The following is a 24,002-nucleotide window of genomic DNA, read 5'->3' on the forward strand; positions in this document are numbered from 1 at the left end:
TCCCAAAAGTCAAATTCAATATAAATCAAATAATACCAAACATGCTGCAAACATATAACAGAAACTCTGCATGGTGAATTACAAGATAAATTATTGTTTTATCTTGATTTTTTTTTTCTTTTTTGTTAATATAATGACAACAAGAAAACTTGGAGTAACCTTGTTTTTTTTTTTTGTTATCCATTCTATGTCATAAAGGTTATAAAAAATGCTAAATTACAAACAAGTTTTAAACCAATCTATAAAAGTGGGTTTAACAGTCGGTGCTGTTGCAATGTTGGTAGCTTGCTCTGGGCAGGACTCTGCCAAAAAAAGTAAAAAAAGTAAATATGATCAGGAGGTAGAGCCTAATGCGAGACAACTTGCTGTATATAAAGCGGTAGGGTACTCTATTGATCCACAGTTACCTCCTTATGAACCAAAAACACTTAATGAATCTGCAAGAGGTATTGCCGTGGCTTATACTATGCCTTATAACTGTAAAGTATTAGGCGAAGTGGAGGGTAAAGACGAAGCTGGTGGTAAGGCAGGTCCAACTTTTGAGCAAATTAGAGAAGGTGCAACAAATGATTTAAGAAATCAAGCGGCGGATCTCGTTAGAGGTGGGCAAAGACTCATGCTTTCTGTATCAAAAGAAGCTATGATATGCCAAGTTAGAACCAAAAAAGACAAGTATCAAGAAGAAGACTGTACATTATGGAATAAACTTCCGCCTAATGCACAGATCCTCTCTTACAGAATCCATGCGAATGTATTTGAGTGCGGTGAAAAATAGCCATTATGTCTTAACCATAAATTAAAAATTACAATTTGTAGAAAGGTAAAAATATGTTAAATAAAAATATTGTAAAAACCGGTTTTATTGCAGGATGCCTGTCATTAGCTATGATGTCTTTTGCTGTTGCAGAGGACGATATGAAAGTAGACGTAGAGGTAGATGACTCTCAATCATACTCTAACTCCAATAACTCCAACGATAACGTCGCAAGAAGCTTGAAACCTAGAGAAGAAAATATAGATGTTGCTAGAGAATTGACAATAACAAAGTCTGCGCCATTTTCATACTATAAACTTCCGCAGTTACCAGTGTACACTCCAAAACCACTTATAGAAGAAGCAAAAGGTATTGCTATTGTTAATGGTGTTCCTTTAAACTGCAAACTATTGGGTGAAACCGAGGGTATAGATAGCTCGGATGGTAAAACTGCGCCTTCATTTGAAGTTATTAGAGAAGGTGCATTAAATGATTTAAGAAATGGTACAATGGATTTAGTAGATGCTAGAGATCGAATTGTTTTAACTCCAGTCAAAGAAGCAATGACATGCGAACTTAGAACAGAAAATGATCAATTTGAAGAAAAAGACTGTACGCAGTGGACTCAGATTCCTAACAATGGAAAAATTCTATTTTATAGAATCCATGCAAATGTATATGATTGCGGTGCAAGATAAATTAAATATTTGAGAATAAATATATAGTGTTAAGGTGAAAAGATGTTAAAAAATAATTTGATAAACAATTTAGTAAAAGTTGGAGTAGCGTTAGGTGCCGCATCTCTTTTGATCGCTTGTTCAAAAGATAGTCCAAAAAGCTCTGGTGATACAAAAAGCTCCAGCAAAAAAGGTAAAGTAAGTTATAGCAGAGAAGCAGAAGTTACTGTTGATGCAGCAAGAGAAATTACTGTGACAAAAGTGGCTCCATATATAAAAATGCCACAACTTCCTGCATATGAACCGAAAAGACTTAGCGAAGAAGCAAGAGGTATTGCTGTGGCATATAGCGTTCCTTATACTTGTAAACTTTTAGGTGAAGTAGAGGGTAAAGACAACTCCGATGGTAAAGTACCTCCTTCATTTGAAGATATTCGCGAAGGTGCAACAAATGATTTAAGAAATAAAGCGGCTGAATTAGTCAATGAAGATAGCAGGATTTTAGTAAAATTAACAAAAGAAGCTATGGTTTGTGAAATGAGAGTTGAAGATGGACGATATGAAGAAAAGGATTGTACAGCTTGGCAAAAAATTCCACAAAATGGAAAAATCCTTTCTTACAGAGTTCATGCAAACGTATTTGAATGTGGAACAAAATAAACAAATTTAACGTTTTATATCAATATATTTAAATCACAAAGCAATTGAACTCCAAACTCTAAATACTTTACTCTACTTAGATAGAAAAACTATCTAAGTATTTTCTTTGATACTATTTTTCATTTTTTCTAATTTCTGTTTTTATTTTCATAAGCCACTCTTGTAATGTTTTTTCAAAACCTATATTCTTATATTGTACGTACTCTTTTCCTTGATGATATTTCTGCAACACGAATCCGCCAAAATTGTGGGGATACCGATAACCTTGAGCATGAGCGCACAGATGCAATGGAACTTTATCTATACTTTTTTGAACATCTTGCAACGCCATATTAATAGCACTATATGCGCTGTTGCTTTTGGGCGAACAGGAAAGATAAATCACACACTGCGCAAGGATGATGCGCGCTTCTGGATACCCAATTTTACTTACAGCATTCATTGTATTTACACTAAGAGTAAACGCATTAGGATTAGCGTTGCCAATATCTTCGCTTGCCAGAATCACAAGCCTTCTAGCAATAAATTCCGGATTTTCTCCACATTGTATTAAGCATGCGAGATAATATATAGCGGCATTCTCATCGCTCCCTCTAATAGATTTAATAAGAGCCGAAATATAATCATAGTGCACGCTATTCTCTCGAACACCTTGGGAATGTTTTGTAATCTCCTGCAACGTTTCCAATTCTACTATGCTTTTAGAATCTATGTCCAAAGCAATATCAAGCAAGCGCAAGAACACCCTACAATCTCCATCTTGTCTATCTAAAAGCCATTGTTTAACATGCTGAAAATAATGTTTTGGCGGATATTTTGCGACTACTTTTTGATAAAGAAATTCCATATTATCACGTGTTAATGCTTTAAATTCAAAAAGCAATAAGCGACTCCTTAACGGTGCGCTGAGCACAAAAAATGGATTTTCTGTACTTGCACCTATGAAACAAATCTCATTCTTTTCTAAAATTGGTAAAAAAAATTCTTGCTGTGCAATGTTTAATCTATGAATCTCGTCTACAAAGAGTAGGGGTTTTATAAGCGAGTGCCTATACTGCGCCAACTCTTTTTTAAGAGATTCCAATTTGAAATTTGTTGCATTGTATTCTAAAAAAACTTGATTATCTCTTTGTGCAATAATACGAGCTAGACTTGTTTTCCCGCTTCCAGCTGGACCAAAAATCACAATATGTGGCATTTGACCGCAAGATTTCATGGTATAATGATGAGCATAAGAATCAAGAATGAGTTTTAGTGGGGCATTTTCTCCTAGTAGGTGTTCTTGTCCAATGAAATCAGCTAAACTCTTAGGGCGAAACTGCTCTATAAGATTGCGCATAATACCTTCTTTGAAAAATTGCCGTGTATTATAGCACAACATAAAACTATTACAATCGGGCATAGCTCATACTTGTTAATGAACTTTAATATATTTATGCCACCAATGTTAATTGTTTTATTTTCATAATATAGATAAAATTTCTATAGTTAAAATACTACGATAGACTTAAAAGGTTAAGGAAAACTTGTGTTCATTGTAGATCATGAAGCGCAATTGTTATGTAATAATTTTACCAACGTTCAAGTTCCAAACGGCACCGTAATAATAGAAGGGAATTGGGATAGCTTTGTCAAACAAGCTTATATTAATGCCCTAAATACACAAATACAAAAATATCAAGAAAATATTCACATTCTTTTTCAACAAGCAAAAGTGGGCATTATTTTTATGTTACTTCTTAAGGACATACTGCAAACACATCGTTTTAATAAAATATTTCTTTACGTTGATAACCCACAGATTATGTCATTATTGCCTTTTCTCCTTTCAGATTCTTATCAAGTTTTTGTCAACAACATTGTTTATAAATCATCTACAATTAAAACGAAGCAAGCCAATACATTACCGCACCATTTGAATCATCAAATACCACAAAAAAATATGCTCATTCGATTTTTTGAAAGTCTGGGTAAATGGTGCTATGATTTTTATAAAAATGCTCTTGCTTTTTTTAATTTTATGGGCATGTTTTTACACTTTTTTGCTCTTTCATGTCTCAATCCTTCAAACTTTCGACTTAATTCATTGATATATCATATTTATGAACACGGATTCAAAGCCCTACCCGTAGGATTGGCAGTATCTCTAATCATAGGTTATGCTATTACTTTACAGGGAGCATATCAGCTTAATTCCATGGGAGTACCTATTATGAGTGTAGACACAACAGCAAAGCTCGCTTTACGAGAAATGGGTCCTTTCATTTTGGCTCTAGTAATAGCTGGTCGCAGTGCATCAAGCTTCACGGCACAACTAGGCGCTATGCGACTAACAGAAGAATTAGCAGCCATGCAGGTCATGAATCTCAACCTATTTTACTTCTTAATTATCCCTAGAGTTTTGGCTCTAATCATTATCATGCCATTAATGGTCTTCGCAGCAGATGCGGTAGCATTATTTGGCGGTATGGTAGCTATAAAAACAAGTGTGAATATAGGATTTGAAATGTATTTAGAAAGATTCTATGAAACTGTTTCTATCGCGCATTTTTGGATAGGGGTGGTTAAAGCACCGGTATTTGGTGCAATCATTGGAATTGTAGGTTGTTTTCGTGGGCTAGAATGCAAAGGAGACACACAATCTATTGGCAGAATGACAACTATCAGCGTAGTAAACGCAATTTTTTGGATTATCATGGCAAACGCAATTTTCTCCTTTATTTTTACAAGGTTTAATCTATGAAAATCATTGAAGTTAATAATCTATGCACTTACTACGGTGAAACGATGATACACGACAATATTGGTTTCCATGTCAATAAAGGTGAAATATTTTCAATACTTGGTGGAAGTGGGAGCGGTAAAACAACCTTGCTACACACACTTATTTTCTTGCACAGGCCAAAAAGTGGCAACATTAAGATTCTTAATACGGATATATGGAATCTAAAAGATCATAATAAGCACACAATCATGCAAAAAATAGGTGTAGTATTCCAATTTGGGGCACTTTTTAGTTCCCTAACTGTATTAGAAAATGTAACAAGCCTCTTAGAAGAATACTCATATTTTCCCTCACATCTCTACCCAGAAATTGCGAAGTTTTGGCTCTCAACCGTAGGTCTCGACAGCACCATCTATAATAAATATGCCAATGAATTAAGTGGCGGTATGAGAAAACGTGTCGCATTGGCTAGAGCTCTAAGCACAGAACCTGATATTCTTTTTTTAGACGAGCCCACAAGTGGATTAGACCCCGCAAACGCATGCAAATTTGATGATCTCATCTTGTCTTTAAAGGAAAAATTCGGCGTAACTATTATCATGATCACTCATGACCTAGATAGCATTAAAAATGTAACGAACAGATTCATTCTCTTAGCAGATAAAAAAATTGAATTTAGTGGAACTCTTCAGGAATTTGCTAACGAAGCAAACGCTGGCAAACATAAGGGTAGCCTTTTTCACTCTACTAGAGGCGAAAAATATTGGAAAATAGAGCACATTAATAATTAGGATATAGGGAAATACATGGAGCGCAATATTAACTATGTGGTAATTGGTGCAATCTTTTGTGCTTTGACAATAGCCATGATTGCCTTTATTTTTTGGATTGGAAGATTTGGAATTGACGAAAGAAGAGTAAGAATCTACCATGTTTATACTCAAGATGAAATTGCTGGTATTAGCATAAATACTCCAGTAAAGTACAAAGGCATTACTGTGGGAAACATAGTCGGAATTGGATTCAAAGATGGCGAAATTGGTACCGTACAATTAGACGTCGCTATCAACAAAAAAATTCCTGTTCGTGAAGGATCAGAATTGATTGTTGATTCCGATGGATTTGTAGGAATGGGTTACCTCAAGCTCAAACAGAATGAAAATGGCAATATTATTGCCGAAGATTCTAAAGCGAACCTCATTTTATCAAAAAATGCTCTAAGCAGACTAATGGGCGATGCCGAAGGAATAAGTGCCGATGTACAGCAAATTTTACACAATGTTAAAGTGATAACAGACAGCAAAACACTAGACGAGGTACTTAATATACTATATTCTTTTCAAAGTACTCGCGACCGTCTTGACGAAACGCTCGCTAACGCAAATAAGTTTATAACGGATCTAGATAGGACTTTATTACGCGGAGACTTTAACTTCAAAGAGATTCTAATCCCTATCGTCAATAAAACACAAGATAGCCTTTATTTACTGAATACCTTCTTAGAAAAAATAAGCCACTTCTTTGATAGACTAGAGAGAGACCCCTATGATGCGCTGCTTGGAAAACGCAACTAATTTATTTGACTTTTTAAGGAGATAATATGCAATTAATACAATACATTGGTATTGCCGTTCTCGCAACAATACTGCAAGGTTGCATTACTGTGAAACTCAAATCTGTACTTCCAGAGCAAGCATATTACAGCCTCGATAATATTAAATTAGAACCACATTGCAAGGCTATGAATGCTTCTTTTGGAATACATATTTCCATCCTTTCCCCATACGATGGCAAAGATATTCTAGTATATGACGAACAATCTCAAATCAAAATACTCCCTTACTATAAATGGATTGATTTACCAAAAAACATGATTCGCAACAGCATTATTAAAGCAGGATTAAATGCTTGTATACAGGTAGAACAAACCCCATCGATTAATCAAAAACTCAACACCCTACAAATACATATCAATGAGTTATATGTAGAAAGAGATTCTCAAAACCAAAACTACACAGGGTATGTTTATCTGGATTATGAACTTAAAGGATTTGATTCCAAACGTATTAAAAACGGCATTGTGATAACTACTACAAAAGATTCCAATCCAGTTAAATCTTTGCAAAATGCTATGAATGAATCTATACAGAAAATATTGACGCAAATCAAAATGTCTTAATATTAATAAAGTGAAGTCATCTCACTCCCTCCCAACGTCTGAAAAAATTGTGAGGTATTTTTAATAAGTCAAAATATTTACCAACTAAAAAATTATGTAAAGATTCTAAATCTATAACATCACTGTAATATCCAACAATCGGCGGTGCAATACAAACACCAAGCGAAGAAAGCTTTGCCATATTTTCTAAGAGAATTGCATTCAAAGGCATCTCACGAATACCCAATATAAGACTTCGTTTTTCTTTCAAACATATAGCCGCTATACGCGTAAGAAGATTATCTTGGATTCCGCTTGCAATACGCGAAAGAGTATTGCTACTTGTCGGTAAAATAAGACATGATTCAAAAAGAAAACTCCCGCTAGCCAAAGGACTACCAAGAGAATCTTGAATTTCTAAATTATGTGTTCGCAAACTACCAATAAGCCACTTAAGATCCTGTTTCTTTTCTGCGCGACAAAGCGCATAAGCATTCTTACTTGGCACAACGAATAGCTTAATATCCAAAGGTAATTTCTTGATAAAATGCAAACTTAATTCTAAACAACTACCACCACTAATTCCCAAAACAAGTATCCGTTCAGTCATTATATTCCTTTCGCTTTATTCATAAGCGAGACTCAACTATTTACATTGATTCAATAAAAATAAATTATACAAAATCTATTGAATTTTTAACCAAGAAAGCTCCAAGCAAAATAGTTCGTACAAAACTGAAACTGCTAAATATCGTAGAGAAAGAATATTGCCGAATATTTGCTTTTTATTAGTAGCATTCGCAATATAGTTGTATATGCAAATGCTTCTCTCATCAATAATTTTTAAGTAAACTATGCAACAGATTTGAATTGTGCTAAATTATTGCATACTAAACAAGTAATAAATTATTTTAGTTTTTTGGGAGCTTTTAATGCCGTTATATAAAAAATATACTGCGATTTTATACGTACTGTTGTCAATCTCTTTATTTGCCCTATTCTCTCTTTCATCTCTCTGGGGAAATAACAATCACAATTCCTTTGACTCCGCTAGTATTCTCTTGCGACATGACAACACGCAAAATGCTGCTGCAGATTCCAACCAGCTAGAATCTATTCTGCAAAAAGACAATGCTAATGGACTCACTTTAAAGGAGCTACTCAATAGCGCAAATAATAATTTATCGCTTCAAGCACAAAATCTTCTAAGCGAACAGGCGCAAAAAGACTACCTACTTGCAAAACTGAACTTCATTCCTACACTTAATGTGCAATATAATGCGAATCACGTAAGTGCTAGCACGCCTACAAGTTGGCAAACACAAAACGTGCAGGTAAGTTTTAATTGGACTCTTGATTATGCTAATTATCAAGCAATAAAGGAAAAGGGGGCAACCGCAGAAAAGAGTCTCTATGACGCGAAATATGCTAAGCAAAATATTTATCTACAAGTAGTACAACAATACTACACATATTTCAATAATGAATCTACGCTTATTACCTTGCAGCAAAAGCTACAACAGATTCAATCCGACGTAAATAGAGTGCAACAACTCTACGAACAAGGACTAAAAACTATTAGCGATTTAGAATCTTTAAAATCCCAAGCCTCTTTGACGGAATACCAAATCAATGATGCGCAATTAGCATTAACCCAGAGCAAATTGCTCTTGGAATATTTGACTAATTTGACAATCAACAATATTAAACGAGTCAATATCTCCGATCCAACCTATCTATTAGAAAATAGAAGCGACATTAAATCGCTTGAGTTTCAAATTAAAGCACAAAAGCATCTTAATGCGCAATTACATTATTTTCCGACACTTTCTTTACAAGACAATTATACGTACAACATCCAGATTCCCAACTTTGCCCAACAACTCTTAACCAATTCAGGCGGTATTGGAGGATTTGCGGCTACGTATGCTGATCATTATAATTCTTTTGCTGTAACTCTCAATTATGCGCTTTTCGCGAAAATTGGACAAAGTGTGCAAAAACAATCTTTCACACTCGCAACTCTTGCTAACGAAAAAACACTTTCTTATAAAAAAAATGAACAAAAAAAAGATGAAGAGCTTTACCGTAAGGCAATAGAAGTAGCAAAAAATCAGATTGCAAGTGCAAAAACAAGCCTTATATCAGCCAATCTTTCTTATGACAATATGAAAAAAAGATATGAGGCAAATCTCGTAACCTTTACCGAATATTTACAGGCATTAAGCACTAAATATGACGCAGAATCTACTTTAATTCAAGCCCTAAATAACTACGAAATACAAAAAGCTAATTATATTTTTTATAGCGGGCAAGAAATCGAAAAGTATGTGCAGTAATTATCAGCCATACTTTAAATCGATTGCTAGGAGAATTCATTGAAAAACGTTTTATTAATTATCTTTGTGTCGTTGTTTCCTGCCTTATGTGTTGAGCAAAAAGTTTATGCAATATTCAATGTGGCAGCAGTGCGTGATGCTAACCTTATGATGGATACTAGCGGTATCGTAGCTCATATTTTCGTGGACGTTGGCACAGAAGTCAAAAAAGACGACGTTTTGCTTGCACTTTCTAATGAAGATAAGATTCAGAACGTAAACATGCAACGTGCTCAACTTGAGGGAGCAAAAGCACAATATATATTCGCAAAAAACCAATATGAAAGATATAAGCGCAGTGGAAATGCTATCGACAAAAACACTTTGGAGCAAAACTACTCCAACTTTAAGAATCTTGAAAGCACATACAACAATTTGCAATACAACATGCAATATCAAAGTGAAATATTAAAACGTACAACATTAATTGCTCCTTTTGACGGAGTCATAGCAAGCAAAAATATTGAACTAGGCGACGGTGTCGGTGCAAATCAAACGAAACTTTTTAGACTTATCAGCAACGAAAGAAAACTTATTATCCAGTTTGATTCTAAATACCTACCCTTAGTAAAAGTAGGGGATATTTATCGCTATAAAGTTGACGGTAAGGGGGCAGAACGAGAATCAAAAATCTATAAAATCTATCCTGCTGTGGATATTAACACTCGCAAAGTAAGTGCGGAGGTGAGTGCGCCAAGCGATTTACAACCGGGGCTATTTGGCGACGGATATATTATGATAAAATAAAATTGAATAATAATTCATAAGCACAAAAATTCTATGAAGATGCTTATAATGTAAATTGGGTAATGCAAAATCACCGTTGAACTACTCTCGAATAGTTACTAATTTATTGCTAATTTGCCTTTTACCTGCTAGTTTATAAGATGCTGCTTTATAATTTCTGTGTAGACTCCTAAGATTTAGATTTATAATATTTATTGAGACATTACGACACAGCAACACTAACGTTTTATTTCAGTAGTTTCATACCGCAATAACATTGGTTATCTACGCCCATTAGTCATCCTCATCGCCATTTTCTGCTGCCTCAGAATCTTGGGACTTTATAAGAGTGCGGATAACTATCGAATCGCTTTCTTCTGCAATAAAGGTGTTGGTAATAAAATCACTAATTTCTTTTTTTGCATTGGTAGCAAATTTCGTAAATGCCCGTTTATTTGTCCCGCTTAACTCACTACGTGCCGTCTTAATTTGCCCTAAAGGATTAATTGGTGTATTGTTTTTATACACACCAAAATGCAAATGCGGTCCCGTGCTAAGTCCTGTGCTGCCAACATTTCCTATATAAGCACCTTGACGAATAAACACGCCGGGTTTAGAACCTCTACCTATCTTACTCATGTGCGCATACAACGTCTTAATGCCGCCTGAATGTTGGATTTCAACTACTTTACCATAACCACCCTTTATTCCCGCAAAAATAATCTTACCTTCACCAGCCGCATAAATTGGCGTTCCTGTTGGTGCAGAAAAATCCACTCCATAATGCGGTCTTATATAACCTAAAATAGGATGTTTTCGTCCTGACGAAAACCTTGAACTGATACGGCGATATTTGACCGGGGTAATTAAAAAGAAACTTGCCATCTCTTTACCATCTTCACTATAATAACGATTCTGAAATCCAAAGAGATAATGAAATTTCTTATTTGATTCTACAGCTATGGATTCTATCTGCGGGGACCCGATGGGTTTACCCAAACGGTATTTGCGATAATAAACAATGGCTACACGGTCTCCTTTTTGCATAATTTGCCTTAACCTATAAGCTACAAGAAATTCCTGATTGAGTTTAGAATCTCGTGTAGCGGCATAAAGAGCACTAGAAGGTCCGCCCCCGTCTTGTACCTTAGCAACAACCTTTTGTTTTGTGTGCAAAGAAATTATGGGTGCAATATCCATCTTATAAAGATTAGAAGAAAAATCAAAAAAGATTCTAACTTGTGTTTCCGCATTTAAAGGGAGAAAGGCTTGCAATAACTTGCCTCTTGAATCTCTAACAACAAAAATGTCCGAATCTGTTTTAACATCTGCGACTAATTCTTTATCTTCGGGAGTAAGGCTGTAATAAGTACTCTCTGGAATGTCATTTTTTATCAGGAATCCCAAAAGAGTAGAGCCATATTCCCATTTAAAACGTTCGGCATAAACTGCATGGAATCCTCTTTGTTTGTTTGTTATATCAGATGCTAGCACGTTTTGCAAAGTAACGAGAAAATATCCTACACAACACAACATTAAAAAATACAAACGCATACTCAAAGATTCCTTAGTTGAAGAAAATAACAACCAAATAATTAAATGAACTATGTTACAATGTTGGTATTATATTTGCTAGTTTCTTTAGTAAATATTTGGAGCAGAGCTTTATTATATCATATTCCAAAGAATAATAGATTCTCCGCTATTTAGATTTATGGCTTTATCGTTATAGCGAGAGCAGATTGGAACATTATCCTTGTTTATCAGGGGGGGGGGCAAATTATTATGCGAGACTTTATTTACCCTACAATAGTTTTTATACTCTTTCTATATGGTGTGGGTTTTATGACATTTTACACGTACAGAGGGGCTGCATCTTATGAAGGAGGTAGAAAAGGCACCGTTACGACGGTAGAAGATTTCCAATCAGAAATCAACAAAAAAATCAAATAAATATATAAAATTATCGTGAAATTTGTCGATTATTTTTTACGAGATTAATAATGTAAGGAGACATTATGAGAGTTGCAAGTAATGTGATGGCTTCCATTCAACAAGCGCAAAATAGGGATACAAGGAATGAACTTAACCGCAATGTGCAAGATAGAAACAACGTGGATAGGAATATTCTTGAACAAGAAAGAATTTCCGAATCAAATGCTGCACAAAAAGCCCGTAGCGAAAAAATTGCACGAATTAAGGAAGAGCTCAAAAATGGAACTTATAAAGTCGATTTAGCTGCCACTTCTGAAAAAATGGCACGAAACTTGCTTAATGTCTGAATAAAAGGCAGACTTTAACAAGAGCGTTTCTGGAGTTTAAATTCACGATTTAGATTCTTACGCTACAAGATGTTAGTTGCGAATATTAACTTTCTATGTGGCTATTTAACGACTTTGTATATTTAGGGTATTGCAAGGGTTATTGATAATACTCTATCATACTTTTTATACTAGAAGGCTGTCTGTTCAATCATTGAGGCTTAAAATGATACAAACAGATTTGTTGCATACGTATTTGCGAGAAGCAATTGATATTTTACACTCCCTTATTCAGTTCACACAAGAAGATATAGAAGATATAAAACTCGCCAACCATGAAGTGATATTTAATCGTAGCAATACAAAAGCAGTTGCTGTCAAAGAGTTTGAATATGCTAAGAACAGAATCGACCAAGAAATTGTCCAATTAACGCAAACTCATCCGCACTTAAAAATTACTGAAATATTAGACGAAAAGGCAGACAACTTACTCTCGGACATGCGTAAAGCATTAGAAGAGCTCAAATCTCTCAATAGGCACTATGCCCATATAGCATTTGCGGTAAGTGAATTCTACACTTCTATTGCGGATAGGCTTATCCCTCGTGAAAAAGCAGACTATAAAAGCCGTGCGCAGCAAAGCCAATTATTGAGAATCGAAGTTTAAGCAAGGAGAAGCACATGGGTGGTATTTTATCTGCACTGCATACAAGTACGACAGGTCTACACGCTCATCAACTCATGGTTGATGTAACAGGTAACAATATCGCAAATGCAAGTGATGAATTCTACACAAGACAAAGAGTTATTGTTCACCCAGAAAAACCCTTATACTATCCTGATTATAATCTTGGACGTGGTGTGAGTGTTGATTCCATACAAAGATTGCATGATGAATTTGTATTTTCAAGATACTCAAAAGCCGCAACAGAACATAACTTTTTTGACACGGAATTCGCAACACTACGCGAAACAAGCACATTCTTCCCTGATGTGGAAGGTGTAGGAATTTACAATGACTTAGAGGAATATTTTAATTCGTGGAAAGATATTGCTAAGAATCCCAACGATACTGCCCAAAAACAAGTCTTAGCAAAGAATGCAATGATTCTTGCAAGAAGCCTGAACGATACAAAAGAAAAGCTCACTATATTACAACGTAAAAAAAGCGAAGAACTTGAAGCACAAATCAATGATGCCAATAAATTGGGTAATCAAATTGCCGAAATTAATAAACAAATGAAAGAGATGGAAGATAGCCTTACGTTAAAGCAAGCCAATGAACTACGCGATAGACGTGATGAATTAGAATTTCGTTTACGTGAAATATTGGGTGGCAATGTGTTTAAAAACAAAATAAAAGCAAACAATCTTGTGGGTGCGCAAGCTGCTGATTTCGATGAAGATTACAACTTCATAATTGGGCATGGATTTAATATGGTTGATGGAGCAAATTTCCATCCTATTATTCTCAATAAAACCAACAATGCAGCTGGACTCAATCGGCTATACATACGTGGCTATGACTTTAAAGATGTAGACATTACAGATAGAATCGATGAAGGTAAAGCGGGGGCACTTATTGATTTATACAATAATGGCTATGAAGGCACAAAGGTAGGTAAACTGCAATATTATATGAATCTACTCGATAGCTTTGCAAGAGGGCTTATTGAATCGACAAATACGATATACGCACAAAGCGGGACAGAAGAAATCAAAGGCGATATTTTAGAGATTAATAAAAACGAAGCACTTAGAGACACAAACTACAACATTAAAATGGGTAAATTCACGCTCTATGCCTATAATGCCAATGGAGAAGTTCTCGCACAAAAAGATATTATTATTGACGTGCCAACGACAATGGACGATATTGTCAAACAAATCAACGCCAATACAGACGACAATAAGAATAATAATGCCCTAGACGATTTTGATGACTATTTTACCGCATACTATGATGATAATTCTAGGCAATTTAAAATCACTTCAAAATATCCTACTAAAGGTCTTTATGTGGGATTAAAAGACCATGGCACTAACTTTACTGGAGCATTTGGAATCAACAGATTCTTTTCGGGAAATGATGCGAGCAGCATTAACTTGGAATATGAATATCGCAAAGATTCCACAAAGATTCGACCGTGGCTTATGCCTGTTAGTGGGAATTTCGATGTAGCAAACATGATGCAACAATTGCAATATGAAAAGGTTGAATTTTATCAAAACAAACTTGATAAGAAGCACATGAAGCTCAATGAATTTTACCAGCTCACCACAGGTGCAGTTGCCAATCAAACACAAGAAGTAAAGATTACATTAGACACTAAAAAGAGTGTCTTAGAAGCAATTAAAAAAGAACATCTAGCTATTTCGCAAGTAAGCGTAGACGAAGAAATGGTGAATCTCATTAAATTTCAAGGCGGTTATGCGGCAAACGCAAAAGTCATTACAACAATTGATAGAATGATTGAAACTTTATTGGGCATTAAACAATAGATTCTTTCTGTATATTAAGTATAAATTTCTTATAGCTATTCTTGTATCGCTATACGCCAAATACAAAGCTTGTTATGAATCTCTGCTTCACTCTCTTAATGAATCTTTTGCTTATATTCTTGTATAACATCAATCATGCAAACGAAAAGAAGTTGCTTTCTTGTTCCTATGAAACGTTATGGCAAATCTATGGGCTTCATCGCGCAACTTTTGTAAAAAATGCAAACGAGAATCCTTAGAATCCAACCGTAGCTCTAAATCCCTCGAACGTACAATATCTCTGGCTGCTCCCTTGGCGCGATAGGCTTTAGAATCCCTTTTTTCCTTCGCGATAGCCAATACTTCTGTATTGGCATTACTAGATTCTAAAACCTCTAACGCTATAGCAATCTGCGCCTTACCACCATCGAGTATCCATAAGTCTGGGGGACTTAGAGAATCGAAGTTTGACGCCCTTCTAATAAGCATTTCGCGCATTTGCGAATACTCATCTTTGCCGCTAAGATTATAATGCCTATAGTTCTCTCTGCAAAAACCATTATTGCTATAACTAACCATAGCCCCCACACAAAAACTGCCGCCGTGATGGCTAGTATCAAAGATTTCTATAATAGAAATTTCCCTTTCTAGCAAAAAGAGCTCTGCAATGCTCGCAATAATCGCATTCTCATGCAAAGAAAATGTTTTTTTTTCATTGAGCAAATGCGTAGCATTGAGATTGGCGATTCTGGCTAATTGTGATTTTATACCTCTTTTTGGCGCAACAAGCTTAGGAAGAGACCCCTGCAAGCCCTCACGAAACATTTGCTGCAATACTGCAAAATGAGATTCTGTAATATTGGCAATGATAATTTCTTGGGCTAATGTTTTATCGTGCATAGTCTTTAATAACGCTTGAGTATAAATTTCTAATTCAAATTCACCGTCAGATTCAGTATGGGAATTTCCATATCGCACAAAAATATGGTAAGTACTAGCAACTTTACCGTTACGTACAAAAAGCTTCAAAAGGATTCCCTCTTTATCTCGCATTACAAAGCTTAATACGTCAGCATGATATGACTTCTTTAAATCAAAAGTTGAAAAATGCTCCAACCCATTCAGAATCTCTATGCAATCTTTACATGCTTGTGCTTGTTCAAATAATTCCTTGTTAGCAAAATCTAACATACGTTTTTGCAATTCATGCTGCATTTGATATTTGTTTTGCATAAGTTTTATTGCTTCTTTTACAAGTGCATGATATTGCAACTGTATCCCCTCATCTTTTTTAAACTCGCAAACACCAAGACATTTCTCAATCTGATAATATAAGCAAGCTTTTTTGCCTCTAAGGCAATTTGCTTGTTGTACCAAAGGAAAAATCTCATACAAACTGCGCAAAATCTCTTTTGCACCTCGTGGATAAGGTCCAAAATACAACAGCCCTTTTTTACCTTCAATACGTCTTGTAATAATAAAACGTGGATATTTATCCTCTCTATCAATACAAATATAAGGATAAGTTTTATCGTCTCGTAAAAGAATATTGTATTTTGGATTCTGTGATTTGATAAGGGAGTTTTCAAGGATTAATGCATCTCTCTCATTTTCTACGACAAATGTTTGAAGTGTATATGTTTGCGCTATCATTTTCTGGATTCTAGGGCTATTGCGAGGATTGGGTGTTAAATCCCTAGTAAAATAGCTTGTGATACGCTTTTTGAGATTCTTTGCCTTACCCACATAGAGCAATTTATTGTCCCTATCATAATATTGATAGATACCAGCTTGAGAGGGCAATTCCTTAAGTTGTTGAAACAGCAAAGCGCGGCTACACATACTAGGATTCTAATTGGATTTGAGAGATTGTAAGCGATGCGTTGTTGTGTTTAAGAAGCATGTGTAAACTATCATATAAACTCAATAACGTTACACTCGTTGCGTACATTGATTCTATAATAGGCTGATTCTTACCTTTCGCACGCACTATGGTCTTTATAGTCAAAACTTGGGGACCATCACTATGCGCCTGCTTACATTTTGCTTTCATCATGTCAATTTGTTCGGCTTGCAACGATTGAAATTTTTGCATTGCCCTATTGATTCGATTAATTTGTGACCCCGACTTAGCGCTTGTCGTATCTAAAGGTTGTTCGTTAATATTCTCGCGTTGTGATTCTTCACTACAACGCATACCATCAGAATAAAAAGTGCCTTGCTTATCGGTATAAATTACAGAATCTGCAGAATACTTCAAGAATGCACAGTCTTGTCCTAACATTGTAATAATCATATCTACATTGTCAAGCTGCTTAGGATAACATAAAGGAAAAACATTGCTTGTCTGCTTAACAGCATATATGCCTGTTGTAGTGGCAGTTTGAAAAATAGAATCTTGTTGTCTTTTGTCTATAAAAATGTTAAGAAATAGCTCACCCTGAAGAATAATACTACCATAAGAGGTTGCTTCTGCATTCATCATTATTACTTCTTGCAAATAAAATCATCATATACTGCTCGTATCTCGACTAGGACATCTCTCATGGTTTGCTCTTCTTGAGTGAGAGCAATACGAACAAATCCTTTGCCAGCACCTTCCCTACCTAAATACGAGCCCGGCAAGACTTTATGCCCGGTACGCACAAAAAGTTCCTTAACAAAATCCTCATCTATCGAATCGTTGGTCTGCTCTTGTGAATGGATAGGCAGCCAAAGATAAAAAGCATAAGGGAAAACAGAACAATCAGGAAAAATTTCTCTAGCTAACGCCAAATTTGCGGCAAATTTACCCCTAATGTAATTAGCATACTTCTCCTCTCTCCATGCTATAATGCTTGCCTGCTGCAATACTAGCGGCATGCTAATACCAACATAATTACGAAACACCTTATACTCTTGCAACACTTCGCCATCTCCCGCAATAAATCCACTACGAAGACCTGGAACTGAAAGTCTTTTTGAAAGAGAATTAATTGCAAAAATATTCTTAAACCGTTCATTAGGAGATTCTAAAATACTTGCCTCTAAAATACTTGCTGTCGGCATTCCCTCATAAATTTCACTATAACATTCGTCATTAATAACTACCACGTCATATTCCAAAGCCCATCTTACCCATTGTTTTAATTCATCTATGCTTAAAGCTTGCCCCGTAGGATTATTAGGCGAATTAAGAATAACTATATCAACACGTGCTAAATCTTCACGCGATAAACTTGGCTTAAAATTATTCTCGTTTGTGAGTGGCATATAAATTACATTTGCGTTATTTGCAATTTGCACGCCTTCATATATCTGATAAAATGGATTGGGGAACGCAATAGTTGCTTTGTTGGATTTTAGTTTGCGCGAAAGACAAAGAAAATGTGGAAAATTAAAAAGAACCTCTCTTGAGCCAAAAGTAGGAACAATCTCTTTGTCGCAAATGTCTACACAGAATCTCTTTGCAACAAATGCCTGTTGCGCTTGCAATAATTCATTTTGCACACTGGGATAATATCGAATGCTTGAAGCGTGCGTTTTAATAGCATCAACCACACAGCCAGGAGACTCAAACGCTGGCTCTCCTATACTAAGGTTTATACCTGTTTTTTGTGGTTGACATTCACTCAAAAGGTTGCGTAATTTCTCAAAGGGATAGGGATTAAAATGCACACGTAATCCTTAAACAAATCTCAATACTTACATAATAATAATTTTGTCCTTAAGAAGTCTTGAAGAACAAAGCCACATGTAAACTAATTCTTCACATAAGGCGCAGTAAGTTTCTGAATCAAAGTAGGTAACCTAAAAGCACTATTATGTAAATGGGCATTATAAAACGTAAGATTCTCTAACATATCAACTCTTTGCAACAACAAATCAGCCAACGGATGGAATCTCTTGCTAGCAAAAACAAAAAAGCTATTTTCTAAACAAGAAATAACAAACGGCATAAGAATATGAGAAAAAGCTTTTGCTTTATCAAGAAACTGCAGAGCCAAACTAGGCTCTAAATACAAATTCACCAATCGGTAAATCACAATACCCTCCTTGCTAGAAAGCTTCCCTAACGCATCTAATTCATGCTCTTTCACCTCACCCAAATGCAATACAATGTCATAATCTGCTTTCTTGAGACTTGAAAAATTCGCATAAAAAGCAATATTTTTATGCTGTTCTATTGCCTTAAAATGAGGCAAAAAGCCACTTAATGTATAAAGTGCCTCTTTATTAGGAAGCACAATATCTACTTCCAGTCCTTGCAACGCAAACAAATAAGCAATCTCACAATTCAACGTGCCGTACAGCAACACGCGTTTAGCCCAAGGATGTACACAATAGGGAATGTAAGTTAACATCTCATTTTGCGCGTTAACAAACCTTTCAACCAATATCTCTTGATTATGCTGCACCCTATCCTTATAATGAACGAGTGCTATTTGCCCAAACGCATAAGAATCAAAGAGTTCAACACTTATGGAATCAGCTTTATAATCAGCAAATTTATTATGAATGACTAATTGCATTTGCAGCGTCTCGGATAACGGTTGATTGAGCCACATATACGTCCTTTATGAATATTTTTGTATTTCTTTAGTAATATGCGTAAGAAACGCCTCTCTGTAAGGAGCATTTTGCGGAAGACTGCCACGCATTTTATCGAGATTTTCAAGATAATGTGTAAGCTGCAACATGCCTTTTGTAAGCTCAAACTTCAAAAAAAGCCAATAGGTATTAAGCACATCACTTTGACAATAAAAGTCTACTTTCTCAAGATTCTCTTCGTCAAAAACAAGTTCGAATACTTGCTCCCCATGTATCTCATATTTACCTACAATTCCAGCCATTTTGCAAACAGAATCTAAATCCAAGCTTCGTGTTGCGCCATAATTCCCAAGTACATCAAATAAATCTAAGTGGAATCTTTCGCTATATCTCTGTCGATAATTTTCCCACTTATTTTTGTTTAACTGCATATTATCTACCTCATAATAACTCGAGAGATTAATATTATACTTTAATGCTCTAAGAGCGATTAATGGCATGTCAAATCCTCTGCCATTAAAGCTTACTAAACGTGGATTTTGTTTGTTTAAAAACGTACTAAATTCTTGCAGCAATACCTCTTCTCTACTTTCTATGCCTGTGTTTCTTGCAAAATGTCCTACTTTAATAAAATTGCCAAAATCATCCGCTAATACACTAGCTATGGAAATAATTTTATGAAAGCTAAGTGGCAGAAATGAGGAGCCGCTCTTTTCCTCCTGTGTCTTCATTGCTTGCTTGCAAATAGAAAGAGAATCTCCACTGTAACCGTATATCTGCTGTAAAAGTTCTATATCGGGGACGCTTTCAATATCAAATACGCAAATCATATTTTTCTCCTTTATACAAACACAATCAAGCTTTTGTGTAATTAAGACACTAACAGCAAATCACCCAAATAGTAACTATTCCACACGAAAGGCAGGAGTAGAAGCTAGAGGAATCATCAACTTAAAAATATGGCGCAGAAATAACATTCTGAAAATCCTTCATAATTCACGCATTGCGTCGCGTGTTAATCGTATTGACAATATCATAGGCATCATTCATGCTCGTTGCGATTGAACCACCGTTTTTATAGAGAATGTCGCCGACCACAAAAAGATTGCCAATGTTGCTTTCTTTGCTTTTTTTATCATGTGATGCCACGTTATGAGAATCTACTTCAATGCCACATTTCTTTAAAAAGTCCAATGGAACTACTCCTCCGATAGCATACACTATCCTGTCAAAGTGCGTACTAGAATCATCTGCAAAATTTACTTTGAATCTACCATTATCATCTTCTAATGATTGAATATCAACGCCAAATTTACCAATCAAACCATGCTGCAAGCTTTTTTCTAATTCACGTGCATTTTCACTATTAATGCGAGTAAACTCACTGCGTCTATAATTAAGCGTTGTCTTTGTAATACTCGCAAGATAAGTAGCATATTCAACCGCGGAATTTCCCCCGCCTACAACCAAAATTTCCTCACCCGCCACGCATTCATTAATATTAAAGTTTGCCTTTTTTCTAAGGCTTACGGGAATGGGGTATTGTGGCTTGTTGGGTTTACCCATTTTACCAATGGCAACAATAACAAAGGTTGCTCCAAAGCTTTTTGTCCCGCTTTTTACAACAAAACCAGAATCTACTCGACTTACTTGTTCAACTTCAGAATGATAAGAAACTTCAACACCATTCTCTAGCAGCAGCTTTGCAAAAAGCTCTAATGTACTTTCTTTATTGCCATCATCAAAAGCTATATGTCCTTTTAAATCGACAACTTGTCCCTTATAGTCCTTATCTACACGTTTCCCATCTTTATAATATTCACGAATCATAGCCGAAATCTTATCTGTCTTTTCAAGCAAGAGAATATTCTCTATGCCAAATTTTTTACATTCAATCGCGCTTGCAATTCCGCCTGGTCCTGCCCCAATAATGATAACTTCATAATGCTTCATAATTATTCCTTTCGTTATACAATAGATTACATGTTATTTTTTTGTTGTGTGATTTTTCTCAGAAAGATGCGCACTATTTAAATCCTCTGTATCATCAAATAGCACACCTCTCATCATTCTTTCTTTATCGTCAAATTGTCCGTTTTTTAATCCCCACAAAAAAGCCACTAGCCCTAAAAATCCCATGCAAAGCGAAACTCCGAGCATTAACGCTACTACCCAACTACTCATGCTAATTTCCTCAAAATAGCATGAATTGTATCTAAAATAATTAAAGCTAGAAAGTTTATTCTTTAGAGAGTCTTGCTAACTTTAATTATCCGCTAGGAAATTCTAAAGCATTGCTACATAGAAACATAATCAATAAAGATTTTGAGTAGAATATGGACTTAATACATAACAACAAAGGAGCATGATTGAATCTTGTCTTTCTGGGAACACCAACATTTGCAAAAGATATTTTGGAAGGATTGCATACTAAACATACTATACTTGGGGTGATAACACAAACAGATAAACCCTTTGGACGAAAAAAGATTCTAAAAGCCCCCGAAACGAAGCAGTACTGCATTATCCACGATATACCATGCTTTCAACCAATAAAAGCGCAAGAAATTCCAGCCATTCTTGAACAAATAGAATCACAACATGCGATAGAGGCTATTATAGTAGTAGCTTACGGAAAGATTCTGCCAAAGACCGTTACAAGCACCTATTTATGCCTGAACTTACACGGCTCGATTCTGCCCTATTTTCGTGGAGCAAGCCCGGTGCAACACAGCATCATCAACGACTACTTGCATTTTGGCTTAACGGTTATTGCAATGGATGAGGGGCTAGACACAGGGGATATTCTTGCCACAAAGACAATACATAAACAACAGGTACAGCAAAAGCTACTAGAGGAGGTTTTTAAAACACTAGTGCCCCACAGCATAGAGCTCTTGGATTCTGTGCTCAATTCCCTTAAGAATAACGTTATTACAAGACAAGCACAAGAGCACACGCAAGCCACCTATTGCACAAAATTACAGAAAAAAGACGGTATCCTTAACCTCGAAAATGCCAAGGCATGCTACTTACGATACCTAGCCCTTCATGATAGAGGAATTAGTCTTGTATGCCAATATGGCATGTTAAAAATTAATGAAATAACGGGATATGAAGAGACTCCCTTAGAATCACATTTTCCAAAAGGCACAATCTTAGAAATAGATTCCAAGCAAAATCGCTTTTCGTTGTCATGTACAAGAGGAAAATTATGGATAAGCGCAGTAACGCCAGAAAATAAGCCGAAAATGAGTGCCTTAAGCTTTTTGCAATCAAAAGGATTGAAAGTGGGGGATACATTATGCTAATTTAATTAATGGCAATAAGAATTATAAAAGTAAATATTTGTAGTGTTTTTATAAGCGAGTAATTTGAAATATTAGAAACATGAGAATATATCCTCTCTTTACGAGAGGAAAGGAGACGACATCAACTTAATACCATGCAATTTAAGGTTTTGCTATTGTAGTAATCGTAAAATATTTTGTTGTACGTTATTTGCTTGACTCATTGCAAAACTACCAGATTGCGCTAGGATATTCAGCTTATTAAAGTTTGCAGATTCTTGAGCAAAATCTACTTCTCTAATTTGACTTTCAGCAGCTTTAACATTGACTTGTGTTACAGAAATGTTATTAACTGTTGAAATCATTTGTCCTTGCACAGAACCTAAATCAGCTCGGATTCTATCAAGAATCTTTGTAGCAGATTCTGCAATATCCATAACAACCATTGCGCCACGCAAAGTCATAACACCAGCACCCATTGCAGCACCGCCACTTGCAATAACAGCATTATAGTTTGCGCCAGATGCAGACTTCACATCTTTGTTAAATTCGCCCATAGTGTCGCGCAAGTTTACAACCGTTTTAGCTACTCGTTTGTTATCAAAGCCTAAAGCCTTGTAGGGTTCTTTCGCATTGGCTGCAGACATAACAACAATATCCCGTGCGTCAAGCCTTGTAAGAGACAATCGTCCATAGTTTTCAGAGCCTTTGCCTTCTAATTTTTGTCCGCCATTTAGAGACCGCACTGAAACTTCTGCCACTTTACCATCTTGTCCCTTTTGGTTTTTCTCAATAGAGATTTTGATACCTCGACCATCGACACTTCTAAGATTCAATCTACCTCTCTCATCTGTGTAGGCTTCAACGCCTGTTTGATTAGTAACAGCATTAAATGCTTGCACTAAACGACCATCAGAATCCCCAGCCTTAATGTTATTAACATCCCCTATGGTTATACCATTGATAATAATATTAGACATAGTTCCAGACTTAATCATCTCATCAGAAGTTGAAATGACATTAGCCACTGCACGAATACCTGTTTTATCGGAGTTTTTATTAATTACTTCAGCTAAAACACCAATACCTGTTCCAACGCTTGTAGAGATTTTTACAGATTGTAGTCTGACATCATTGACGCCGTCTACGTTTTTGAATGTGATGTTTACCGTATTGGCTGCCGTAATTAATCCACCTGTAGAAACTCTCACCTGCCCAATCTTATCACTTGTTGTTGCCCCAATTGAAGCCTTAATAGATTCATTAGAGTATGCACCAACTTGAAACTCTTTGTTTGTAAAAGAACCAGAGAGTAACTTCTGACCATTGAAAGAAGTAGTATTACCAATCATATCAAGACCT

The 24,002-nt window shown here is 35.7% G+C and carries 25 protein-coding genes; 14 read left to right on the forward strand and 11 right to left on the reverse strand.

The genetic code is table 11. The features are described from left to right. Positions 1 to 247: 247 nt before the first annotated feature. The 3 genes from CQA66_RS08065 to CQA66_RS08075 are packed head-to-tail and all read left to right on the forward strand — an operon-like array spanning position 248 to position 2,091. Positions 248 to 775, forward strand: coding sequence for a DUF4156 domain-containing protein (locus tag CQA66_RS08065; protein ID WP_233707765.1), 528 nt, complete (start codon positions 248 to 250; stop codon positions 773 to 775). Between the two features lie 53 nt (positions 776 to 828). Further along, positions 829 to 1,452: a DUF4156 domain-containing protein gene (locus CQA66_RS08070; RefSeq protein ID WP_104763373.1), complete on the forward strand. Its 624-nt coding sequence runs from the start codon at positions 829 to 831 to the stop codon at positions 1,450 to 1,452. Positions 1,453 to 1,494: 42 nt separating this feature from the next. Next, positions 1,495 to 2,091, forward strand: a complete 597-nt coding sequence (locus CQA66_RS08075; protein WP_104763374.1) for a DUF4156 domain-containing protein — start codon at positions 1,495 to 1,497, stop codon at positions 2,089 to 2,091. A 112-nt stretch (positions 2,092 to 2,203) separates the two neighbouring features. Here CQA66_RS08075 and CQA66_RS08080 read toward each other — a convergent pair whose 3' ends face one another. Next, positions 2,204 to 3,430, reverse strand: a complete 1,227-nt coding sequence (locus CQA66_RS08080; protein WP_104763395.1) for a replication-associated recombination protein A — start codon at positions 3,428 to 3,430, stop codon at positions 2,204 to 2,206. A 189-nt stretch (positions 3,431 to 3,619) separates the two neighbouring features. Between CQA66_RS08080 and CQA66_RS08085 the strand changes: the two genes are divergently transcribed. From CQA66_RS08085 to CQA66_RS08100, 4 genes are read left to right on the forward strand one after another with little or no spacing between them, the layout of a single operon-like run. Beyond that, the gene (locus CQA66_RS08085) at positions 3,620 to 4,834 is read left to right on the forward strand and encodes an MlaE family ABC transporter permease (protein WP_104763375.1); all 1,215 of its coding nucleotides are present in this window, start codon (positions 3,620 to 3,622) and stop codon (positions 4,832 to 4,834) included. Further along, positions 4,831 to 5,607: an ABC transporter ATP-binding protein gene (locus CQA66_RS08090; protein ID WP_104763376.1), complete on the forward strand. Its 777-nt coding sequence runs from the start codon at positions 4,831 to 4,833 to the stop codon at positions 5,605 to 5,607. Before CQA66_RS08085 ends, CQA66_RS08090 begins: the two co-directional genes overlap by 4 nt. 15 nt (positions 5,608 to 5,622) lie before the next feature. Next, positions 5,623 to 6,390 carry an MlaD family protein gene (locus CQA66_RS08095; RefSeq protein ID WP_104763377.1) on the forward strand — a complete coding sequence of 256 codons (768 nt, stop codon included), beginning with the start codon at positions 5,623 to 5,625 and terminating at the stop codon, positions 6,388 to 6,390. Between the two features lie 26 nt (positions 6,391 to 6,416). Continuing rightward, the gene (locus tag CQA66_RS08100) at positions 6,417 to 6,995 is read left to right on the forward strand and encodes a hypothetical protein (protein WP_104763378.1); all 579 of its coding nucleotides are present in this window, start codon (positions 6,417 to 6,419) and stop codon (positions 6,993 to 6,995) included. Positions 6,996 to 7,011: 16 nt separating this feature from the next. On the opposite strand, the gene CQA66_RS08105 is transcribed toward CQA66_RS08100, so the two are convergent. Next, positions 7,012 to 7,584, reverse strand: coding sequence for a UbiX family flavin prenyltransferase (locus CQA66_RS08105; protein ID WP_104763379.1), 573 nt, complete (start codon positions 7,582 to 7,584; stop codon positions 7,012 to 7,014). 322 nt (positions 7,585 to 7,906) lie between these two features. Between CQA66_RS08105 and CQA66_RS08110 the strand changes: the two genes are divergently transcribed. Together CQA66_RS08110 and CQA66_RS08115 are read left to right on the forward strand one after the other, a co-directional pair. Beyond that, positions 7,907 to 9,313, forward strand: coding sequence for a TolC family protein (locus tag CQA66_RS08110; protein WP_104763380.1), 1,407 nt, complete (start codon positions 7,907 to 7,909; stop codon positions 9,311 to 9,313). A 39-nt stretch (positions 9,314 to 9,352) separates the two neighbouring features. Then, on the forward strand, positions 9,353 to 10,099 hold the full coding sequence (locus CQA66_RS08115; RefSeq protein WP_104763381.1) for an efflux RND transporter periplasmic adaptor subunit: 747 nt from the start codon (positions 9,353 to 9,355) through the stop codon (positions 10,097 to 10,099). 273 nt (positions 10,100 to 10,372) lie between these two features. Here CQA66_RS08115 and CQA66_RS08120 read toward each other — a convergent pair whose 3' ends face one another. Beyond that, on the reverse strand, positions 10,373 to 11,632 hold the full coding sequence (locus tag CQA66_RS08120) for a peptidoglycan DD-metalloendopeptidase family protein (RefSeq protein WP_104763382.1): 1,260 nt from the start codon (positions 11,630 to 11,632) through the stop codon (positions 10,373 to 10,375). Between the two features lie 231 nt (positions 11,633 to 11,863). Between CQA66_RS08120 and CQA66_RS09325 the strand changes: the two genes are divergently transcribed. From CQA66_RS09325 to flgK, 4 genes are all read left to right on the forward strand, one after another. Next, the gene (locus CQA66_RS09325; RefSeq protein ID WP_158657028.1) at positions 11,864 to 12,031 is read left to right on the forward strand and encodes a hypothetical protein; all 168 of its coding nucleotides are present in this window, start codon (positions 11,864 to 11,866) and stop codon (positions 12,029 to 12,031) included. 65 nt (positions 12,032 to 12,096) lie between these two features. Beyond that, positions 12,097 to 12,360 (forward strand): flagellar biosynthesis anti-sigma factor FlgM, encoded by a 264-nt coding sequence (locus tag CQA66_RS08125; RefSeq protein ID WP_104763383.1) that lies wholly within the window; start codon positions 12,097 to 12,099, stop codon positions 12,358 to 12,360. Between the two features lie 205 nt (positions 12,361 to 12,565). After that, positions 12,566 to 13,006 (forward strand): hypothetical protein, encoded by a 441-nt coding sequence (locus CQA66_RS08130; protein ID WP_104763384.1) that lies wholly within the window; start codon positions 12,566 to 12,568, stop codon positions 13,004 to 13,006. A gap of 14 nt (positions 13,007 to 13,020) precedes the next feature. Next, positions 13,021 to 14,841: a flagellar hook-associated protein FlgK gene (gene flgK, locus CQA66_RS08135; RefSeq protein WP_104763385.1), complete on the forward strand. Its 1,821-nt coding sequence runs from the start codon at positions 13,021 to 13,023 to the stop codon at positions 14,839 to 14,841. 129 nt (positions 14,842 to 14,970) lie between these two features. Here flgK and uvrC read toward each other — a convergent pair whose 3' ends face one another. The 7 genes from uvrC to ccoS all read right to left on the reverse strand — a co-directional run bounded on the left by uvrC (position 14,971) and on the right by ccoS (position 21,534). Further along, positions 14,971 to 16,647, reverse strand: coding sequence for an excinuclease ABC subunit UvrC (gene uvrC / locus CQA66_RS08140; protein WP_233707766.1), 1,677 nt, complete (start codon positions 16,645 to 16,647; stop codon positions 14,971 to 14,973). 16 nt (positions 16,648 to 16,663) lie between these two features. Beyond that, a complete protein-coding gene (locus CQA66_RS08145) occupies positions 16,664 to 17,305 on the reverse strand; it encodes a cyclic pyranopterin monophosphate synthase MoaC (protein WP_104763387.1) in 642 nt (213 codons plus the stop codon). A gap of 2 nt (positions 17,306 to 17,307) precedes the next feature. Then, a complete protein-coding gene (locus CQA66_RS08150; RefSeq protein WP_104763388.1) occupies positions 17,308 to 18,477 on the reverse strand; it encodes a succinyldiaminopimelate transaminase in 1,170 nt (389 codons plus the stop codon). A gap of 83 nt (positions 18,478 to 18,560) precedes the next feature. Then, positions 18,561 to 19,367 (reverse strand): class I SAM-dependent methyltransferase, encoded by an 807-nt coding sequence (locus tag CQA66_RS08155; protein WP_233707767.1) that lies wholly within the window; start codon positions 19,365 to 19,367, stop codon positions 18,561 to 18,563. Positions 19,368 to 19,376: 9 nt separating this feature from the next. Further along, positions 19,377 to 20,180: a 3'-5' exonuclease gene (locus tag CQA66_RS08160; protein ID WP_104763389.1), complete on the reverse strand. Its 804-nt coding sequence runs from the start codon at positions 20,178 to 20,180 to the stop codon at positions 19,377 to 19,379. A 166-nt stretch (positions 20,181 to 20,346) separates the two neighbouring features. After that, complete coding sequence (locus CQA66_RS08165; protein ID WP_104763390.1) at positions 20,347 to 21,303, reverse strand: NAD(P)-binding domain-containing protein; 957 nt, start codon at positions 21,301 to 21,303, stop codon at positions 20,347 to 20,349. Positions 21,304 to 21,336: 33 nt separating this feature from the next. Beyond that, positions 21,337 to 21,534 carry a cbb3-type cytochrome oxidase assembly protein CcoS gene (gene ccoS, locus CQA66_RS08170; RefSeq protein WP_104763391.1) on the reverse strand — a complete coding sequence of 66 codons (198 nt, stop codon included), beginning with the start codon at positions 21,532 to 21,534 and terminating at the stop codon, positions 21,337 to 21,339. 185 nt (positions 21,535 to 21,719) lie between these two features. Here ccoS and CQA66_RS08175 point away from each other — a divergent pair, with 185 nt between their 5' ends. After that, entirely contained in the window at positions 21,720 to 22,661 is a 942-nt protein-coding gene (locus CQA66_RS08175) for a methionyl-tRNA formyltransferase (protein WP_104763392.1), read from the forward strand. Positions 22,662 to 22,813: 152 nt separating this feature from the next. Here CQA66_RS08175 and CQA66_RS08180 read toward each other — a convergent pair. Continuing rightward, positions 22,814 to 24,002: flagellin (locus CQA66_RS08180; protein WP_115582596.1), on the reverse strand; the 1,189-nt coding region annotated here is incomplete at its 5' end.

This window comes from Helicobacter aurati (genome assembly GCF_003364265.1).
Classification (GTDB): Bacteria; Campylobacterota; Campylobacteria; order Campylobacterales; family Helicobacteraceae; genus Helicobacter_A; species Helicobacter_A aurati.

Excerpts from the sequence above, each read along its gene's own strand:
- CQA66_RS08070 (WP_104763373.1), top strand. The coding sequence starts at position 829 with ATGTTAAATAAAAATATTGTAAAAACCGGTTTTATTGCAGGATGCCTG.
- CQA66_RS08075 (WP_104763374.1), top strand. The coding sequence starts at position 1,495 with ATGTTAAAAAATAATTTGATAAACAATTTAGTAAAAGTTGGAGTAGCG.
- CQA66_RS08080 (WP_104763395.1), bottom strand. The coding sequence starts at position 3,430 with ATGCGCAATCTTATAGAGCAGTTTCGCCCTAAGAGTTTAGCTGATTTC.
- CQA66_RS08090 (WP_104763376.1), top strand. The coding sequence starts at position 4,831 with ATGAAAATCATTGAAGTTAATAATCTATGCACTTACTACGGTGAAACG.
- CQA66_RS08095 (WP_104763377.1), top strand. The coding sequence starts at position 5,623 with ATGGAGCGCAATATTAACTATGTGGTAATTGGTGCAATCTTTTGTGCT.
- CQA66_RS08100 (WP_104763378.1), top strand. The coding sequence starts at position 6,417 with ATGCAATTAATACAATACATTGGTATTGCCGTTCTCGCAACAATACTG.
- CQA66_RS08105 (WP_104763379.1), bottom strand. The coding sequence starts at position 7,584 with ATGACTGAACGGATACTTGTTTTGGGAATTAGTGGTGGTAGTTGTTTA.
- CQA66_RS08110 (WP_104763380.1), top strand. The coding sequence starts at position 7,907 with ATGCCGTTATATAAAAAATATACTGCGATTTTATACGTACTGTTGTCA.
- CQA66_RS08120 (WP_104763382.1), bottom strand. The coding sequence starts at position 11,632 with ATGCGTTTGTATTTTTTAATGTTGTGTTGTGTAGGATATTTTCTCGTT.
- CQA66_RS09325 (WP_158657028.1), top strand. The coding sequence starts at position 11,864 with ATGCGAGACTTTATTTACCCTACAATAGTTTTTATACTCTTTCTATAT.
- CQA66_RS08125 (WP_104763383.1), top strand. The coding sequence starts at position 12,097 with ATGAGAGTTGCAAGTAATGTGATGGCTTCCATTCAACAAGCGCAAAAT.
- CQA66_RS08130 (WP_104763384.1), top strand. The coding sequence starts at position 12,566 with ATGATACAAACAGATTTGTTGCATACGTATTTGCGAGAAGCAATTGAT.
- flgK (WP_104763385.1), top strand. The coding sequence starts at position 13,021 with ATGGGTGGTATTTTATCTGCACTGCATACAAGTACGACAGGTCTACAC.
- CQA66_RS08145 (WP_104763387.1), bottom strand. The coding sequence starts at position 17,305 with ATGATGAATGCAGAAGCAACCTCTTATGGTAGTATTATTCTTCAGGGT.
- CQA66_RS08155 (WP_233707767.1), bottom strand. The coding sequence starts at position 19,367 with ATGTGGCTCAATCAACCGTTATCCGAGACGCTGCAAATGCAATTAGTC.
- CQA66_RS08160 (WP_104763389.1), bottom strand. The coding sequence starts at position 20,180 with ATGATTTGCGTATTTGATATTGAAAGCGTCCCCGATATAGAACTTTTA.
- CQA66_RS08165 (WP_104763390.1), bottom strand. The coding sequence starts at position 21,303 with ATGAAGCATTATGAAGTTATCATTATTGGGGCAGGACCAGGCGGAATT.
- ccoS (WP_104763391.1), bottom strand. The coding sequence starts at position 21,534 with ATGAGTAGTTGGGTAGTAGCGTTAATGCTCGGAGTTTCGCTTTGCATG.